We start from the raw sequence: 17,024 nt of genomic DNA, 5'->3' as shown, positions 1-17,024 counted from the left end.
AATGGGAATTGTATTAAAACAATCATTTAAGAATACGTTATTTATTTACTTAGGTTTTGCCTTTGGAGGAATAAATACATTGTTTCTATATACTCGTTTTTTAGAAGACGAGTATTATGGTTTAGTTACATTTTTACTGTCTTCATCAAATCTATTAATGCCTTTAATTGCTTTAGGTATTCATCATACTATTGTAAAGTTTTTTTCTAGTTATTACACCAAAGTAGAAAAAGATAAGTTTTTATCTTCTATTCTTTTCTTACCTCTTTTGGTTGCATTACCAATGGGATTTTTAGGTAATGTTTTTTACGAACAAATAAGTAGTTACTTATCAGAAGAAAATCCTATAATAAAAGATTACACCTTTGTTATTTATCTTATAGCGTTTACCTGTGCTTATTTTGAGGTGTTTTATGCTTGGGCAAAAGTGCAATTTCAATCGGTTTTTGGTAACATTTTAAAAGAGTTATGGAATAGGGCTGTAGTAATGATATTGCTTTTTGCAGTCTATTTTGAGTTTATTACAAAAGCAGAATTCATTTACTATTTAACAGGTGCTTATTTTCTGAGAATGTTTGTAATGATGTTATATGCTTTTAGGTTGTATTTTCCAAAATTTACTTTTTCTAGGCCAGAGAATTTTAATGAAATAATGCGTTATTCTATCTATATTATTCTTGCAGGTAGTGCAGGAGCTATAATTTTAGATATTGATAAATTTATGATTCCAGGTAAGGAGTCTTTAGAAAAAGCAGCTTATTATTCTGTTGCTGTTTTTATTGGTTCTTTTATAGAGGCACCAAGTAGAGCCATGCTAAATATTCTACAACCTTTAACTTCTAAAACCTTAAATGAAGAAAACCATGCAGAAGTTGCTTCTTTGTATAAAAAGAGCTCTATAAACTTACTTTTAATAAGTGGTTTCTTTTTTGTTTTAATTAATACTAATGTGCAACAATTATTCAATTTGTTGCCACAAGAATATGCAGGAGGTGCACTCGTTGTTTTGATGATTTCGTTGCTTAAAATGTACAATGGATTTTTAGGCAATAATGGTGCTATCATCAATAATTCTAAATATTACAGAGTTACTTTACCATTTAGTGTAGGTATGGCCTTATCTGTGTATTTTTTAAATAGATTGTTTTATTACGATTTAGAAATGGGTACAGATGGTTTGGCTTTAGCTACATTAATTGTAATTTTTACAGCGAATACAGGTAAAATTTTGTTTGTAAAAAGTAAATTTTCTATGACTCCTTTTACAAATAAATCATTCATTATGATTTTGATTATAGCCTTAATGTATTTAGGTTTTAACTTTTGGGATTTTAATGTGCCTGAAGTTTATTTGTTCAAGTTTCCTATTCACCCAATTATTAATATCGCTTTAAAAAGTATAATAATTACGCTATTATACTTTTATATCATTATCAAATTCAATATCTCTAATGACATTACAAGGCTTTATAATCGTTTTACAAAAAGCAATCAATAAAGTCAGTTAGCATGTGAAATAGTAATGCTATTGCAAGTATTCTTGTTTTTTTAACGAATAATCCTACAAAGTAAATACCCATGGCATAATAAGTATGTAAAGGATGGAAATTAATACTACATCTGTTTTCAGCAAAGATTGGATTTGCTAATAAATGATCTGCATCTACTAACATAGAAGCCAGAAAAATTAGGTAAGTAATTTTCCATTTTGTATTAAAAAACACGTAAGATATTAGAAGAGGAAATAGAAAGTGTAAAGAATAATGAATGATAAACTTTGTCATGCATATAAAAGTTTATTAAAAATAAACCTTTTTAGTGTAATGCAAATATTTTAATTATAAACATTTATTAAGCAGCTATCTTGCTTTTTTCTAGTTTTAAATATTAGTAGTTTTAAATTCTTAAGGAATTAAAAAGTAGCATTGACATTCCTTTTAGAAATTAGTTCTAAAACAAAAAAAATAAGACTCATTTTTAATAAATCTTATTTTTATAATATAAAATTGGGGGAATATATTACACTATAAATGTAATTATTATTTATGTTTTGGTTCTTAACATATGTTTATAAATGAGATTTCCACAAGAAATTTGAATAATATAATTACTTGTTAACTAGTAAAATAAGGAAATATTTATTGAATATTGGCTCAAAAATACAATGTTGTAAAATGTATTTGATATATATAAATGTGCCTTATTCTTTATTTTGAGTACAGTTTTTTTCTAATTCTACTTAACTGAACAGGTGTGATATTTAGATATGCAGCTATATGATATTGAGTCATAATATTATCAATATCTGGTATTTCTTCTTTTAATTTTAGGTATCTCTCAGAAGCATCTAATACAGCTAAACTAAAAATTTCTGATTCCATTAAGAAGAAAATTCGTTCCAAAAATCTATTGTAAAGGTTTGCAATATGAATATCTTTCTTTGTTAAGTTCATAAACTCGTTAAAGTCTATGGAAAATAGTTTAACTCCTGTTAAGGTTTCGTAAGCTATTTGTGTTGGTTTTTTAGAAATGAGAGAATTTAAAGAACCAACAGCTTTCCCTTTTGTGAAAAATGATCTAGTATATTCTTTACCTTTTAAATCTGAATGATAAGACCTTACTATACCAGATTTTATGATGTAAAATTTCTTAGAAACCTCATTGAAGTTTATCAAAGTTTCATTCTTTTTATACTCTTCTATTGATGTAAGATTTATAAAAGAATCGATACTGCTTTCTGGAATAGAACCAAACTGATTTAAAAATTCTTTTAAATTTTCCACAAATAATTTTTCTTAAATATACTAAATTATAAGTAACTCAATGCATTTGGGCCTTCCATAAAGATTAAATCTAAGATTGATAAATTAGGAAGAAAGCCATGTTTATCATCAAACATTTGTATATATCTATCAACTATTTTTTTGGGTTGATACTTTCTGTCTGCAAGAATTCTAAAATCTTCAGAACCACTTTCAGTTTGGTAAGAAGTTGTAGTTTTAAAGCTTTGTTCTAATTGCAAAGTATCTTTTACAAATAAAAAAGTATCAATATTTACATCTTGTAAATATTTATATTTCTTATTAAAAATTGGTGCTATTTCTTCCTCTAAAAAATCAAAGAAAGGTGAGGTTCTATAAGCAGATTTTAAAGATTTAAAGTGTTGATCTTGCCAAGGAAAATCGTTTTCTACAAGGGTGTCTTTCGTTTTCTTACGACCTTCTTTATTAATGTGTTTTACTGGTATGCTTAGAAGTTGTTTGCCATTAGAATTGTAAATGTAGCATCTATTTCTATAGCTTTGTTTCTGAAAATTATCTTCCATTTCAAACTCAATTTCATCAGCATTCATCATTTCTGAATACTGAGAAATAGGAGAGAAGTAGGTTGGTATGAATAAAGCCATTCTTTGTTATAAGTTTATAACTAAATAATTATTCAGATTTTTTCTTCTTTCCTTTGTAGAAACTGTAACCAATATAAAGTGCAATTAAAGCAAATACTATATACCTGTAAGAAACTGGTTCTCCTTCACCATGAACTGTAGTAAACATTCTATCCCATCTAATAGATTTTAATTTAGCAGAGAATGAAGGTGCATCTGCATCCCAACTAAACCAAATCATAACAGGTTTACCTAAAACATGATCAAAAGGTACATAACCCCAATAACGAGCGTCTAAAGAGTTGTGTCTGTTATCTCCAATTAAATAATAGTAATCTTGTTTAAACGTATATGATGTTGCTTTTTCTCCATTAATAAAAATATCTTCTCCATTAATGGCTAAATCATTGTATTCATAATTTTTTATAATTTGCTCATAGAAAGGAATAGTTTTTGAGTTTAGCTCAACAGTAGCTCCCTTTTTAGGGATGTAAATTGGGCCAAAATTATCTTGACTCCAACCTAATTCTTTCACATGAGGAAATATGGCATTATCAGGTCCATGATTTACTTTTTTAACAGAAACCGTTAGTGGATAATTTTTAAGACGATCTACTTCTTCATCTGTCATATTAATGTTGATTTTGTTTTCAACACTAATCATTTTTAAACGCTGAGCAAATTGTGGATTGATACCACCTGCAACTTCTGTATATAAAGAGTCTTCACCTATTTTAGATAAACTTCCATTCTCTTTAATGGCATTTTGTACCTTTTCATTATTCCAATATTCAGATAAAATTTTATAAACTCCTGTTCTCTCTTTATCTAATAAAAATTTAGGAAACGTACTTTGGTTAATAGGCTCTTTACTTTCAAAAGTATAGTAAAACTGAAGTTTGGCTCTGTAAGGTAAATCGTTCTTTTTACCATTAATATAAATATAACCATCTCTCATTTCCAGAGAATCGCCTGCTATACCCACAGAACGTTTTACATAGTTCGTTTTCTTATCAAAAGGTTTATAAGTGAATTTCCCTGAAGTGTCACCCCACATTGTGGCTAATGAATCTGCAGGCCAGTTGAAACAAACAATATCATTATTCTTAATTTTTTGTAAACCTGGTAATCTTGTATAAGGTAATTGAGGAGTATTTAAGTATGATTTAGTACCAGTAAAAGGTAAAGAATCATGAACCATTGGTGCTGCAATTACAGTAGATGGTACTCTAGCTCCATAATGAAATTTACTTACAAACAAATAATCACCAACTAATAAAGATTTCTCTAAAGAGGAAGTTGGTATTGTAAAAGGTTGCATAAAATAGGTATGCACTAATGTTGCAGCAATAATTGCGAAGGTTATAGAGCTTATCCATTCACCTAGTTCAGAACGAGGTTTTAAACTTCTTTCTGCGTTATAATTTGCATCAGTGGTATAGTTGATATAATAGATGTAGAAACCTAGAGTTACTAATACTAAAAGAGAATCTATTTTTTTATAAAAACCAAAAGTTCTGATAGTTTCTATCCAAATAACAGGAAACATTAACAGGTTAACAATTGGTATAAATAGTAAAATTACCCACCATTTTGGACGATTAATAATCTGCATTAAAATTACTGCATTGTAAACAGGTACTGCAGCTTCCCAAGCTTTTCTTCCAGCTTTAACATACAATTTCCAAGTTCCTAAAAAATGAATTAATTGTACAGCTAAGAAAAATAGAAACCATTGTGTAAATGTCATAACGTATATTTTATTTCTTTTAAGAAGAAAAGAATCTTTAATATTTTATAAGGCGCAAAATAGCAAAAAAGTTACAGTATTTAAGAGATGTTTAACACATCTTTCATAGTAAATACGCCTGTTTTACCCAATAACCATTCTGCAGCAACTACAGCACCTAAAGCAAAACCTTTTCTACTATGTGCAGTATGTTTAATTTCAATACTATCTACTTCAGAATTATACCAAACTGAGTGCGTACCTGGAACTTCGGGTATTCTTTTTGCTACAATTGGAATGTTGTTCTCTGATGAAGCTTCATCTAAATCCCAATTTTCTTTAGAGGTATTTTCTATAATGCCTTCTGCAAGTGTTATAGCAGTTCCACTTGGCGCATCTAATTTTTTTGTATGATGAATTTCTTCCATAGCAATATCGTAATTGTCTATGTTGCTCATCATTTTTGCTAATTGTTTATTTAATTCAAAGAAAATATTTACACCAACACTAAAGTTAGAAGCGTAAATAAAAGCCCCTTTGTTTTCCTCGCAAATATCTAATGCTTTACTGTAGTTATCTAACCAACCTGTTGTTCCTGAAACTACAGGAACTCCATTCCTAAAACAATTTGTTATATTTTCAAAGGCAGAAGTTGGTATGCTAAAATCAATGGCAACATCTGCTTGAGTAATATCTATCTCTGTATCTGCAGCTTTACGAATAACTATTTCATGTCCTCTAGAAATTGCAATTTTCTCAATTTCTTTACCCATTCTTCCATAGCCTAATAATGCAATTTTCATCTAGAAATTATATTTGATTGTTAAACCCACAGTTGGTGCATCAAAAGAAATAGGATCTTGAATTAAAGTAGGTTTAAAAGTTAGATTATCATCAGTATTAAATTGCATTAAGTGAGCATTAACACTAGCCTCTACAATTTGTAAAATATAAATTATTATACCTGATAATATAGAGAAATCTCTATTTTCTCTTAGTTGTTCTTGTGCTGTTTCTAAGGTTTCTGTAGATACTGTTTCCACTCCATTTATAGTGAATTCATCAGTTAATCCATTCTGTCTTAATCTGTAAGCATTTCTAAACCTGCTGTAATCTCTATTATTAATTTGATAATAGTAAACAGGTATGGCTAATGCACCCCAAACAATAGGGGCTTTCCAATATTTTTTGTTGTAAATCTGCCCTAGACCAGGAAAAATAGCAGAATAAAATGCAGCTTTAGAAGGTGCTAATGGATCATAAACACCTTGAGTTGTTTTAATGTTACCTGATATTTTTAAATCTTGAACTTTTTTTACATCTGTAATTGAATCTTTCTGAGCAGATAAACTCAAAGATAAAAATGCAATTACAATAAAAAGTATCGATTTTTTAAGAAACACTTATTCCAATAATTTTTTAATTCTATTAAAATCTTCTTCAGAATGAAATGGAATGGTAATTTTTCCTTTTCCATTAGAACTTACACTTATATCAATTTTATGACCGAAAAAGTCATTAAACGTTTGCTTATTGTTCTTTACAAAAGCAGGTATCGCTTTCTTTTTAGGCTTGGCAATAGAACCTGTTTTTAAACTCTTTACTAGCTCTTCAGTTTGTCTAACAGATAATTTTTCTCTTAAAATTTTCTCGTATATTGCTAATTGGTCTTCTGTATTATCTACATTAATCATTGCACGACCATGACCCATAGAGATAAAACCATCTCTCATACCTGTTTGTAAAATAGGGTCTAATTTTAATAATCTTAGGTAATTGGTAACAGTAGAACGTTTTTTACCAACTCTAGTACTTAATTCCTCTTGAGTTAATTGAATTTCATCAATTAAGCGTTGATAAGAAAGTGCCACTTCTATAGGATCTAAATTTTTACGCTGAATGTTTTCTACCAATGCCATTTCTAGCATTTCCTGGTCATTAGCAATTCTTATATAAGCTGGTACTGTTTTATTGCCAATTAATTTTGATGCTCTAAATCTACGTTCACCAGAAACTAATTGAAACTTATTTCCATCTAATTTTCTAACTGTAATTGGTTGTATAACTCCAAGTTCTTTAATGGAACTCGCTAGTTCTCTAAGAGCTTCTTCATCAAAATAAGTTCTTGGTTGATATGGGTTTACTTCAATAGAACTTAATTCTATTTCAATAATATTACCCACTAATTTATCTGCATTTTTATCTGATGCAGAGTTTATATTTGGACTTTCTTGTAACAAGGCAGATAATCCTCTTCCTAAAGCCTGTTTCTTAGTTGCTTTTGCCATGTTATGAATTCTTTTTTAATAATTCTTGGGCTAAATTTAAGTAATTTACTGCACCTTTACTAGTAGCATCATATGCTATAATACTTTCACCATAACTTGGTGCTTCTCCTAAACGTGTATTTCTTCTAATAATTGTGTTAAAAACCATACTAGAAAAATGTTTGCGAACTTCATCTACAACTTGGTTAGATAAACGTAAACGAGAATCGAACATGGTTAAGAGTAAACCTTCTATATCTAAATCTGCATTGTGAATTTTCTGAACACTTTTGATTGTGTTTAGCAATTTGCCTAAACCCTCTAACGCAAAGTATTCGCATTGTATTGGTATAATTACAGAATCTGCTGCTACTAAAGAATTTAGTGTGATTAAACCTAAAGAAGGTGCACAATCTATGATTATATAGTCATAATCATTTTTAATTTCCTCCACAGATTTTTTAAGCATGTATTCTCTTTCTTGCTTATCTACCAATTCAATTTCAATAGCAACTAAATCAATATGAGCAGGAATTATATCTACATTAGGGGAGCTTGTTGTTACAATAGCTTCTTTTGCAGAAATGGTGTGCTCTAAAACTTGATAAGTGCCAAATTCTACTGCTTCTACATCTACACCTAAGCCAGAAGATGCATTTGCTTGAGGGTCAGCATCTATCAATAAAACTTTTTTTTCTAAAACACCTAAAGAAGCAGCAAGATTAACGCTTGTTGTAGTTTTACCTACACCTCCTTTTTGATTTGCAATAGCTATAATTTTTCCCATGAAAAGTGGTTATTACTGAAGAGTAAAATTACATTTTTTTCTGTTTAAATTAAATGAAAGATGTTAACAAAACTATAAAACACTAGTTCTTTGTGAATTAGTTTGTTATATGTCTTTTATTAAAGTTTTTGAACAATTTTTTTAGTAAACCTAAATTTTGGTGCTTTACTAATAATTTATCCTTCTTTAGGGATGTTTTTTAAGACTTCTAGCAATAATTTCCAGAATTTTTGAGTTGATGAAATTTGGGCTCTCTCATCTGGAGAATGTGCTCCTTTAATATTTGGACCAAAAGAAATCATTTCCATTTCTGGATAGTTTTTTCCTAGAATTCCACATTCTAATCCTGCATGACAAGCTGCTACATTAGGCTGTTCCTTAAACAATTTGATGTAAGTGCTCTCTACAACTTTTAAAATAGAAGAGTTCATATTTGGTAACCAACCAGGATAAGAACCTGAGAAATCTACTATAAAACCAGCCAATTCAAAAGCAGATCTTATTGCATTTGCTAAATCCCATTTATTACTTTCTGATGATGATCTTGTAAGACACAATATTTCAATTTCACCATTTTCTACAGTAATTTTTGCAACATTATTAGATGTTTCTACCAAACCTTCAACATCAGGACTCATTCTATATACCCCATTTAAAGCTGCGTAAGTGGCTTTAACTAAATTCCTTTGGGATAATGTATCTAAAATATTTGCTGGAGTTTCAGTTTCTGTAATTTCTATGTTTAAGTTTTGTTCTAATGAAGCAAATTCATTTTTAATTTTATCAATTAAAATATCACTTTCCTCTAAGAATGATTTTTTTGATGCATTATCTATAACTACAGTTGCAAAACTTTCTCTTGGAATAGCATTTCTTAAGCTACCTCCATTTATGCTTGCAATTCGTAATCCATATTTTTCATAACCATCAAACAATAAACGGTTCATTATTTTATTGGCATTCCCTAATCCTTTGATGATATCCATGCCTGAATGCCCACCATTTAAGCCAGTTACAGCTATCTTAAACGCTTTTGTATTTTCTGGTATTGGCTCTGAAGTATAGCTACCTGTAGCTGTTACATCAACACCACCTGCACAACCAATACCAATTTCATCATCTTCTTCTGTATCTAAATTTAGCAGTATTTCACCAGTTAAAACATTTGCTTCTAAACCCATTGCACCTGTCATACCTGTTTCCTCATCAATAGTAAAAAGTGCTTCTATTGCTGGATGTTGAACGTCTGTAGAAGATAACACAGCCATAATAGCTGCAACACCTAAACCATTATCTGCACCTAAAGTGGTGCCTTTTGCTTTTACCCAATCACCATCAATAAACATATTAATGCCTTCTTTTTCAAAGTCAAAACTGGTATCAGCATTTTTTTGATGCACCATATCTACATGACCTTGCATTACAATAGCTTTTCTATCTTCCATGCCAAAAGTAGCTGGTTTTTTTATTATAATATTACCAACTTTATCTACGGAAGTATCTAGATTTAAGCTTTTACCAAAATCTACCATGAACTGTATAACTCGTTCTTCTTTTTTAGATGGTCTAGGTACCGCATTTAAATCTGCAAAGTGGTTCCAAACTGTTTCTGGTGCTATATTTCTGATATCTTGGTTCATAAGAAAATGATTCTGTTTTAGACATCAAAAATACGATTTTTACAGGGCAAAAAAAAGCCTTCTTTGTAAAGAAGGCTCTGTATTTTTAATTAAATTCTAAAACGACATCCTCTATGTTTTTTCGAACTTTTTTAAGATCTTTCATATAGTCATCATTGGCTCTAAATCCAACAGGTAATACTAGAGTTGATGTTAGGTTTTTTTCTGATAAACCTAAAACTTCATCATATTTTTCGGGTATAAAACCTTCCATTGGGCAAGCATCTATTTTTTCTAAAGCACAAACTGTAAGTAAGTTGCCCAAAGCTAAATACGCCTGATTTTTATTCCAGCTTAACAATTCTTCTTGTGATTTCTTATCAATTTCTGCTGTTAAAAATTCTTTAAACGGTTTTATAATTTCAATTGGTGTATTTCTAATTTTTTGAACTAAATCAAAATAAGCTTCAACTTCGTTTTTTAAATAGGTTTTAGGAATACAAATTACTAATAAGTGAGAGGCTTCTAATACTTGTGGTTGGTTCCAAGAATGAGCCACTAATTCTTTTTGAATTTCTTTATTACTTATTACCAAAAGCTTTAAAGGTTGCAATCCATAAGAGGTTGCTGTTAAGTTAAAGGCTTCTTTAAGAATGTTTATTTGCTCTTTGCTAAGTAATTTATGATTATCGAATTTCTTAACTGCATATCTCCATTTTAAACTTTCTATAGTGTTCATTTTTTCTATTTAGATTGCAAAAATAGCGCATAAAATACAATACCAACTGTTTCACTTATTATTAAAATTTATGAGCTTATAAATTTTTTGTACATTGAAAATAAAAAGCGATGAGAGAAGAATTCTTGTATTACGTTTGGCAATACAAACTTTTTTCTAACCCTAATTTACAAACAGTACAAAACGAATTAATTGAAATAAAGAAAACAGGGGTTCTAAATAAAAACGAAGGGCCAGATTTCTTAAATGCTCAATTATATATTGATGGTCAATTATGGGTTGGAAATATAGAAATGCACGTAAAAGCATCAGATTGGTATTTACATAATCATGAAACAGACCCCAATTATGATGCTGTAATTTTACATGTAGTTTGGGAGAATGATGCTATAATCTACACTAAAAATAATGATCCCTTAATTACATTAGTGCTAAAGGATTATATAGATGAGTCAATTCTTAATAATTATAACAGTCTTTTATTTGCAAATAAGAACTGGATTTCTTGCGAAAATCAAATTGATTCTGTTGATGCATTCTTGATTAAAAATTGGCAAGAACGTTTGTATTTTGAACGATTAGAGCAGAAATCGAAATCGATAGAAATACTATTAAAGGAATCAAAATTAGATTACGAGGCTGTTTTATTTCAATTACTAGCTAAAAACTTTGGACTGAAAATTAATGGAGATGCTTTTTTAAATTTGGCAAAAGCTATTGATTTTTCTATTATTCGTAAAGTGGCTCATGATCAAACGAAGTTGACAGCACTACTTTTTGGAATGGCAGGTTTTTTAGAAGCAGAAATAGAAAGTGAATATTATTTAAATTTAAAAAGAGAGTTTAATTACCTAAAACACAAGTTTAAGTTGGTGTCTAAACCTAAAAATAGTTTTCAATTTTTTAGAATGAGGCCAACTAATTTTCCTACCATTAGAATTGCACAATTGGCTGCATTGTTTGCTAAGCATCAGAATTTATTTTCTAAAATAATTCATTTGAATAAAAAGGATGATTACTATAAGTTATTCTCTGTTAACATAGATGATTTCTGGAAAGAGCATTATACTTTTGAAACAACTTCTAAAAAATCACCTAAGAAACTAACAAAGTCTTTTATTGATTTATTATTAATAAACACCATTGTTCCATTAAAATTTGTCTATTTAAAAAACAGAGGGGAGTTCACTGAAGATACTTTTCTTAGTTTGATTCAAGAAGTTTCATCAGAAAAGAATGGTATAATTTCTAAGTTTTTAGATTTGGGGATTTCTTCTAAAAACGCAATGGAAAGTCAGGCTTTGTTGCAGCTTAAAAACAACTATTGCACAGCAAAAAAATGTTTAGACTGTGCAATAGGTAATAATTTGTTGAGAAATTAATGTTTAATTAGGATTTAAAGCCTCCTTAATTTTAGCGATACAATCTCTGTAATGATATTTTGTCATTCTATTTACTCTTCTGTTTTTCGCAATTGTCAATTGGAAATTTAGTGATTCTAACTCACCTCTAACAATAGAGTTAATATCTGCATGTTGAGCGTTTTTAGAATTCAGTAACGTGCTCATTCTATCAATAAAAGACTTTTGCAAATTACGTCTAAAAACATCTACGTTTCTTGTATAGTTCGCTTCTTGAAAAATTCCATTTCTTAAATCGCGAATCATATCAATTGCTTCATAAGTAGTTGGGTCAATTACGGAAGCATCTATCATTCTTTCTAACTTTGCCTTATTTAATAATCCATTTAATTGTCTGTTTTGTAAACGTAACATTCTATTAGTGTAGCCACTTTCATCAATATTTGCCAAGATTTTATCATCTAATAACCATTCTTGTGTTTTAAACGCGTTTTCTTGCAACCAATTCATAGCTTCTTTTTGCTTTTCTTTGGTTACTGGTTTATAGACAAAACCTTTCTGAGATGGTTTTTTATTGTATTCGTAAATACCACCAATATTTCCTGAAACATGACCTACATATCTGCTCCAAACCCCTAATAATTCTCCATATAATTCTGATAAGTCTACGTAATTATTGGTTTGATTAGAGGTCCAATCAGGTAAATTTGTAGCAACTATTTTTAGATTTTTCATTCCATAAGTAGATGCTTTTACTTGATCATTTCCAATACCTTCTGTTTGTGCAGATGGGTCAAAACGTTGACCTCCAAATCTGTAAATAGGATTGTCTGCTTTGTCTTCAATCCATTTATCTAAAGTAGAAACTTCACTTTCTGGGTTTTTAGCCCAAGACAGTTTACGATAACCCCAATTAATTGCATAATGATCATAAGGCCCTAGTTGACGAATAAATCTTATGTTTTTATCTCCAGGTTGTGCAATGTAATTATATCTAGCATAATCCATAATTGTAGCAGCAATTCCCATTTTCTGAGTGAATTTTCCAGAACGTAAAGAATCTACAGGATAAGCATAACTTGCAGCCATATTATGAGGTAAACCCAATGCATGGCCAACTTCGTGTGAAATTACCATTCGCATCATTTCACCAATTTCTTCAGCAGGTGTGTCTAAAGTTCTAGCTGATGGATTTGCAGCTCCTGTTTCTAATAAGTATCTGTTTCTGTATGAACGTAAATGATTATGATACCAAATAATATCACTCTCTAAAATTTCGCCAGTTCTAGGGTCAGAAACACTTGGTCCTGTCGCATTTCTAGTAGTACTTGCAACATATCTAATAGAAGAATAACGTATATCTTCCATACTGAACTCTGGATCTTCTTCTTTTGTTGGTGCGTATTTTGCCATAATTGCGTTCTTAAAACCAGCAGTTTCAAAAACCTTTTGCCAATCGTCTACACCTTGCTTGATATATTTTTTTAATTTATCTGGAGTTGCAGGATCTAAATAATATACAATAGGTTTAATAGGTTCTACTAATTCTCCACGATTGTAAGCATTAATATCTTTTGGTTCTAACCTCCATCTTCTAATGTATCTTTTATCATCTGCTTTTAAAGCCTCAGAACTGTAATCTACATTTCCAATTGAGAAATAACCAACTCTCTTATCGTAAATTCTTGGCATCATTTTATCTTCTGGTAAAACAATCATAGATTGATTTACTCGAATTGTAATGGTATTTGTTCTAGAATTACTTGGTGGAGCATCTGCATCAAAAGTAAAATCTTGTACAACTTCTATGTTATTTGGATAACTTTTTATTGAGTTGATAAAACTTCTAGAAGGGTCTAATCTTCTTACTTTATAGGTTCGTCTATATCTTGCAGGTAAAGCTGAAATTGCTTTTATATCTGAAGTGAAAAATTTAGTAACATCTACCAAAACTGAAGTTGAATCTTCGTTTTCTGTTTTTACATCGAAAGCATAAATAATTGGTTCTAAGTTGTTTGCTTTTACAGACTTGTAAATAGGTAAAGAATCATTTGCTATGGCATTATAAGATTTTACTTTAAGTAAAATTTTATTTTGAAACTTTTCCCAAACAACAACTTGGGTATTGATTTTAGAACCAGCATTTACATAACCACCTCCTAAACCAGCAGGAATATCTTTAATTCTAGTAACCAATAACATTTCTTTTCCAAAATGAGCCTTTGGAATTTCGTACATGTATTTATTATTGGTGAAATGAACTTTGAATAAACCATCATCTGTTTTAGTATTCGATTTTACAAAATCTGAATATTTTGGTTTCTTACTTTTTTTAGGTTTTGGAGCAACTTGTTCAGTTTGCTTTTTTCTTGATTTCTTTTTTTGAGCGATAACTTCAGTTTGAAAAGTAAAGGCCAAAATCAAAGAAAAGAGTAGTAGTTTTCTCATGTAAGTTTAGTTTGAATTTAAGTCTTCTAAATTAAGAAAATCTATAAAGAAATGAGATATGGAATGTGTTAAAATAAAAAATCCCAATCATTTCTGATTGGGATTTTTTATAGTTTTTGTTTTTAATATAAACTCTTAAATTTTTGTGGATTAAACTCATGCATAATAGCATAAACTTTCTCAAAAATATCTTCTGCAGATGGTTTAGAAAAATAATCACCATCTGTACCATAAGCAGGTCTATGTGCTTTTGCAGATAAAGTTGTTGGCTTACTATCTAGATATTGATAACCATTTTGAGTTTCTAAAATTTCTTGCAGAATATAAGCTGAAGCTCCTCCAGGCACATCTTCATCTACTACTAATAGTTTATTGGTTTTGGCTAAGCTTTTTACACAATCGTGATTTAAATCAAAAGGCAATAAACTTTGAGCATCAATTATTTCGATATCTATACCTACTTGTGCTAAGTCTTTAGCTGCTTCTTCTACAATTCTTAATGTAGAACCGTAAGAAACTACAGTAATATCTTTACCTTCTTTGATTGTTTCTACAACACCAATTTTTGTTTTAAAATCACCTAAATTAGTTGGTAATTCTTCTTTTAAACGATAACCATTTAAACACTCAATAACTAATGCAGGATCATCACCTTCTAATAAAGTATTGTAAAAACCTGCTGCTTTAGTCATGTTTCTTGGCACTAAAACATGTATACCTCTTAAGCTGTTTATAATGGCTCCCATAGGTGAACCTGCATGCCAAATACCTTCTAGTCTGTGACCTCTGGTTCTTATAATTAATGGTGCTTTTTGCTTACCATACGTTCTGTAACGTAAAGTAGCTAAATCATCACTCATAATTTGTAAAGCATATAATAGGTAGTCTAAATACTGAATTTCTGCAATTGGTCTTAAGCCTCTCATGGCTAAACCAATTCCTTGACCTAAAATTGTAGCTTCTCTAATACCAGTATCAGATATTCTAATATCTCCAAATTTTTCTTGTAAGCCTTCTAACCCTTGATTTACGTCACCAATAAAACCTGCATCTTCACCAAATATTAAAACATCTTTATGTTTGGTTAAAATTGCATCAAAATTATCTCTCATAACAATTCTTGCATCTACAAGATTTTGTTCTTGAGCATAGGTTGGTGCTTCTTCTAAAATATTTAAAGCACTTTCTTTAGTTTCACTTAATAAATGAGATGAATATTTATCATGAGCTTGAGTAAATGCATCTTTAATAAAGTTTTGTAATTCAATTTTACCTGCAATATTTTCATCTCTAACATACCATAAACATTTTCTAGCTACAGATAATACATCTTTTCTAGTTGGTTCTGTTATTGCATTTAAATCGTTAATATATTTATTGATAAAGTTTTCATTAACACTTTTTTCAGCTACTCTTTTTAAGATATCTGAAACCTCTAAAAGCTCTGATTTTATTTCATTTAAAAATGCATTCCAAGCATTTCTTTTTGCATTTATTACTTCTTTTTTTGCTTCTTTTTCTAGTAGAATCAATTCTTCTTCACCTTCAACAAAACGTAATGCTTCTCCTGTTTCTGTTTCTAATTCAAAGTCTAAAATCCATTCACGCATTTTAGTTAAACAATCATGATCTTTCTCCCATTTTAAACGATCTTGACCTTTATACCTTTCATGAGACCCAGAAGTTGAATGGCCTTGAGGTTGTGTTAGTTCTTTAACGTGTATTAAAACAGGTACATGCTCTTCTCTTGCTATTTTTGATGCTTTTTGATAAACATCCATTAACTGAACATAATCCCAACCATTTACAACAAAAATCTCATAACCTTTATTTTTTTCATCTCTCTGAAATCCTTTTAAAATTTCAGAAATACTTTCTTTTGTAGTTTGATGTTTTGCGTGTACAGAAATTCCATATTCATCATCCCAAACATTCATAACCATTGGTACCTGTAATACACCAGCAGCATTTATAGTTTCAAAAAATAAACCTTCACTTGTGCTTGCATTACCAATAGTACCCCAAGCAACTTCATTACCTTTGTTAGAGAAATTAGTTTTATGAGCTACACTTTTTTCGTTTCTGTAAACTTTAGATGCTTGTGCTAAGCCTAATAAACGAGGCATTTGACCTGCAGTTGGTGAAATATCTGAACTAGAGTTGTATTGTTGAGTTAAGTTTTTCCAGTTACCATCTTCTTGTAAGCTATGTGTTGCAAAATGCCCACCCATTTGTCTACCTGCAGACATAGGATCTGCTTCAATATCTGTATGAGCGTACAAACCTGCGAAAAATTGTTGAGCTGTTAATTCTCCAATTGCCATCATAAAAGTTTGATCTCTGTAGTAACCAGATCTAAAATCTCCTTTTTGAAAAGCTTTAGCCATGGCTAATTGTGGTACTTCTTTACCATCACCAAAAATACCAAACTTTGCTTTACCTGTAAGGACTTCACGTCTTCCTAATAAACTACATTCTCTACTAATTTTTGCAATTTTATAATCTTGCAATACTTCTTTTTTAAAATCACTGAAAGAAATTTCTTGAGAACTCTGTATAGCAGTTTTAGTTGACATATGTATTTGTTTTTTTACGATTGCAAAGATAGTTTTTTTAGTTGATATTTAAAAATATTTGATTTGGTTAAGAATATGTTAAAAATAATATGGTAAATATAGGTTTTGTTGAG

14 protein-coding genes are annotated in these 17,024 nt (G+C 29.8%); 2 read left to right on the top strand and 12 right to left on the bottom strand.

All coding sequences use genetic code 11. The features are described 5' to 3' along the window. Position 1 precedes the first annotated feature (1 nt). Positions 2–1,498, top strand: coding sequence for a lipopolysaccharide biosynthesis protein (locus LPB302_RS05620; RefSeq protein ID WP_053972811.1), 1,497 nt, complete (start codon positions 2–4; stop codon positions 1,496–1,498). Here the strand turns inward: LPB302_RS05620 and LPB302_RS05615 are convergent. The 10 genes from LPB302_RS05615 to LPB302_RS05570 all read right to left on the bottom strand — a co-directional run bounded on the left by LPB302_RS05615 (position 1,479) and on the right by LPB302_RS05570 (position 10,526). Further along, positions 1,479–1,784 carry a DUF6122 family protein gene (locus tag LPB302_RS05615; protein WP_053972810.1) on the bottom strand — a complete coding sequence of 102 codons (306 nt, stop codon included), beginning with the start codon at positions 1,782–1,784 and terminating at the stop codon, positions 1,479–1,481. The two genes, LPB302_RS05620 and LPB302_RS05615, sit on opposite strands and share 20 nt — an antisense overlap. A gap of 423 nt (positions 1,785–2,207) precedes the next feature. Beyond that, on the bottom strand, positions 2,208–2,783 hold the full coding sequence (locus tag LPB302_RS05610) for a Crp/Fnr family transcriptional regulator (protein WP_053972809.1): 576 nt from the start codon (positions 2,781–2,783) through the stop codon (positions 2,208–2,210). A 26-nt stretch (positions 2,784–2,809) separates the two neighbouring features. Next, positions 2,810–3,406, bottom strand: a complete 597-nt coding sequence (locus LPB302_RS05605) for a WbqC family protein (RefSeq protein ID WP_053972808.1) — start codon at positions 3,404–3,406, stop codon at positions 2,810–2,812. Between the two features lie 28 nt (positions 3,407–3,434). Further along, positions 3,435–5,135 (bottom strand): signal peptidase I, encoded by a 1,701-nt coding sequence (gene lepB, locus LPB302_RS05600; RefSeq protein WP_053972807.1) that lies wholly within the window; start codon positions 5,133–5,135, stop codon positions 3,435–3,437. Positions 5,136–5,215: 80 nt separating this feature from the next. Further along, positions 5,216–5,917 (bottom strand): 4-hydroxy-tetrahydrodipicolinate reductase, encoded by a 702-nt coding sequence (dapB, locus tag LPB302_RS05595; RefSeq protein WP_053972806.1) that lies wholly within the window; start codon positions 5,915–5,917, stop codon positions 5,216–5,218. Beyond that, positions 5,918–6,517, bottom strand: coding sequence for a DUF5683 domain-containing protein (locus LPB302_RS05590; RefSeq protein WP_053972805.1), 600 nt, complete (start codon positions 6,515–6,517; stop codon positions 5,918–5,920). Beyond that, on the bottom strand, positions 6,518–7,402 hold the full coding sequence (locus LPB302_RS05585; protein ID WP_053972804.1) for a ParB/RepB/Spo0J family partition protein: 885 nt from the start codon (positions 7,400–7,402) through the stop codon (positions 6,518–6,520). 1 nt (position 7,403) lies between these two features. Then, positions 7,404–8,168 (bottom strand): ParA family protein, encoded by a 765-nt coding sequence (locus LPB302_RS05580; protein WP_053972803.1) that lies wholly within the window; start codon positions 8,166–8,168, stop codon positions 7,404–7,406. Between the two features lie 176 nt (positions 8,169–8,344). Then, entirely contained in the window at positions 8,345–9,808 is a 1,464-nt protein-coding gene (locus LPB302_RS05575) for an aminoacyl-histidine dipeptidase (protein WP_053972802.1), read from the bottom strand. Positions 9,809–9,893: 85 nt separating this feature from the next. Next, a complete protein-coding gene (locus tag LPB302_RS05570) occupies positions 9,894–10,526 on the bottom strand; it encodes an NAD(P)H-dependent oxidoreductase (protein WP_053972801.1) in 633 nt (210 codons plus the stop codon). 110 nt (positions 10,527–10,636) lie between these two features. Between LPB302_RS05570 and LPB302_RS05565 the strand changes: the two genes are divergently transcribed. Beyond that, the gene (locus LPB302_RS05565; RefSeq protein ID WP_053972800.1) at positions 10,637–11,908 is read left to right on the top strand and encodes a DUF2851 family protein; all 1,272 of its coding nucleotides are present in this window, start codon (positions 10,637–10,639) and stop codon (positions 11,906–11,908) included. Positions 11,909–11,911: 3 nt separating this feature from the next. On the opposite strand, the gene LPB302_RS05560 is transcribed toward LPB302_RS05565, so the two are convergent. Further along, positions 11,912–14,335, bottom strand: a complete 2,424-nt coding sequence (locus LPB302_RS05560) for a zinc-dependent metalloprotease (protein WP_053972799.1) — start codon at positions 14,333–14,335, stop codon at positions 11,912–11,914. A gap of 122 nt (positions 14,336–14,457) precedes the next feature. Next, positions 14,458–16,911, bottom strand: a complete 2,454-nt coding sequence (locus LPB302_RS05555) for an alpha-ketoacid dehydrogenase subunit alpha/beta (RefSeq protein WP_053972798.1) — start codon at positions 16,909–16,911, stop codon at positions 14,458–14,460. Positions 16,912–17,024: the final 113 nt, after the last annotated feature.

Source organism: Polaribacter dokdonensis (assembly GCF_024362345.1).
In the GTDB taxonomy this organism is placed as follows: domain Bacteria; phylum Bacteroidota; class Bacteroidia; order Flavobacteriales; family Flavobacteriaceae; genus Polaribacter; species Polaribacter dokdonensis.
Note: the sequence above shows the minus strand (reverse complement) of the source record. Positions and strands in the feature narration are given on the sequence as shown.

Bases quoted from the DNA above. Each gene is read 5' to 3' on its own strand.
- dapB (WP_053972806.1), bottom strand. From the start codon at position 5,917: ATGAAAATTGCATTATTAGGCTATGGAAGAATGGGTAAAGAAATTGAG.
- LPB302_RS05555 (WP_053972798.1), bottom strand. From the start codon at position 16,911: ATGTCAACTAAAACTGCTATACAGAGTTCTCAAGAAATTTCTTTCAGT.
- LPB302_RS05585 (WP_053972804.1), bottom strand. From the start codon at position 7,402: ATGGCAAAAGCAACTAAGAAACAGGCTTTAGGAAGAGGATTATCTGCC.
- LPB302_RS05565 (WP_053972800.1), top strand. From the start codon at position 10,637: ATGAGAGAAGAATTCTTGTATTACGTTTGGCAATACAAACTTTTTTCT.
- LPB302_RS05615 (WP_053972810.1), bottom strand. From the start codon at position 1,784: ATGACAAAGTTTATCATTCATTATTCTTTACACTTTCTATTTCCTCTT.
- LPB302_RS05570 (WP_053972801.1), bottom strand. From the start codon at position 10,526: ATGAACACTATAGAAAGTTTAAAATGGAGATATGCAGTTAAGAAATTC.
- LPB302_RS05580 (WP_053972803.1), bottom strand. From the start codon at position 8,168: ATGGGAAAAATTATAGCTATTGCAAATCAAAAAGGAGGTGTAGGTAAA.
- LPB302_RS05605 (WP_053972808.1), bottom strand. From the start codon at position 3,406: ATGGCTTTATTCATACCAACCTACTTCTCTCCTATTTCTCAGTATTCA.
- LPB302_RS05575 (WP_053972802.1), bottom strand. From the start codon at position 9,808: ATGAACCAAGATATCAGAAATATAGCACCAGAAACAGTTTGGAACCAC.
- LPB302_RS05560 (WP_053972799.1), bottom strand. From the start codon at position 14,335: ATGAGAAAACTACTACTCTTTTCTTTGATTTTGGCCTTTACTTTTCAA.
- LPB302_RS05620 (WP_053972811.1), top strand. From the start codon at position 2: ATGGGAATTGTATTAAAACAATCATTTAAGAATACGTTATTTATTTAC.
- lepB (WP_053972807.1), bottom strand. From the start codon at position 5,135: ATGACATTTACACAATGGTTTCTATTTTTCTTAGCTGTACAATTAATT.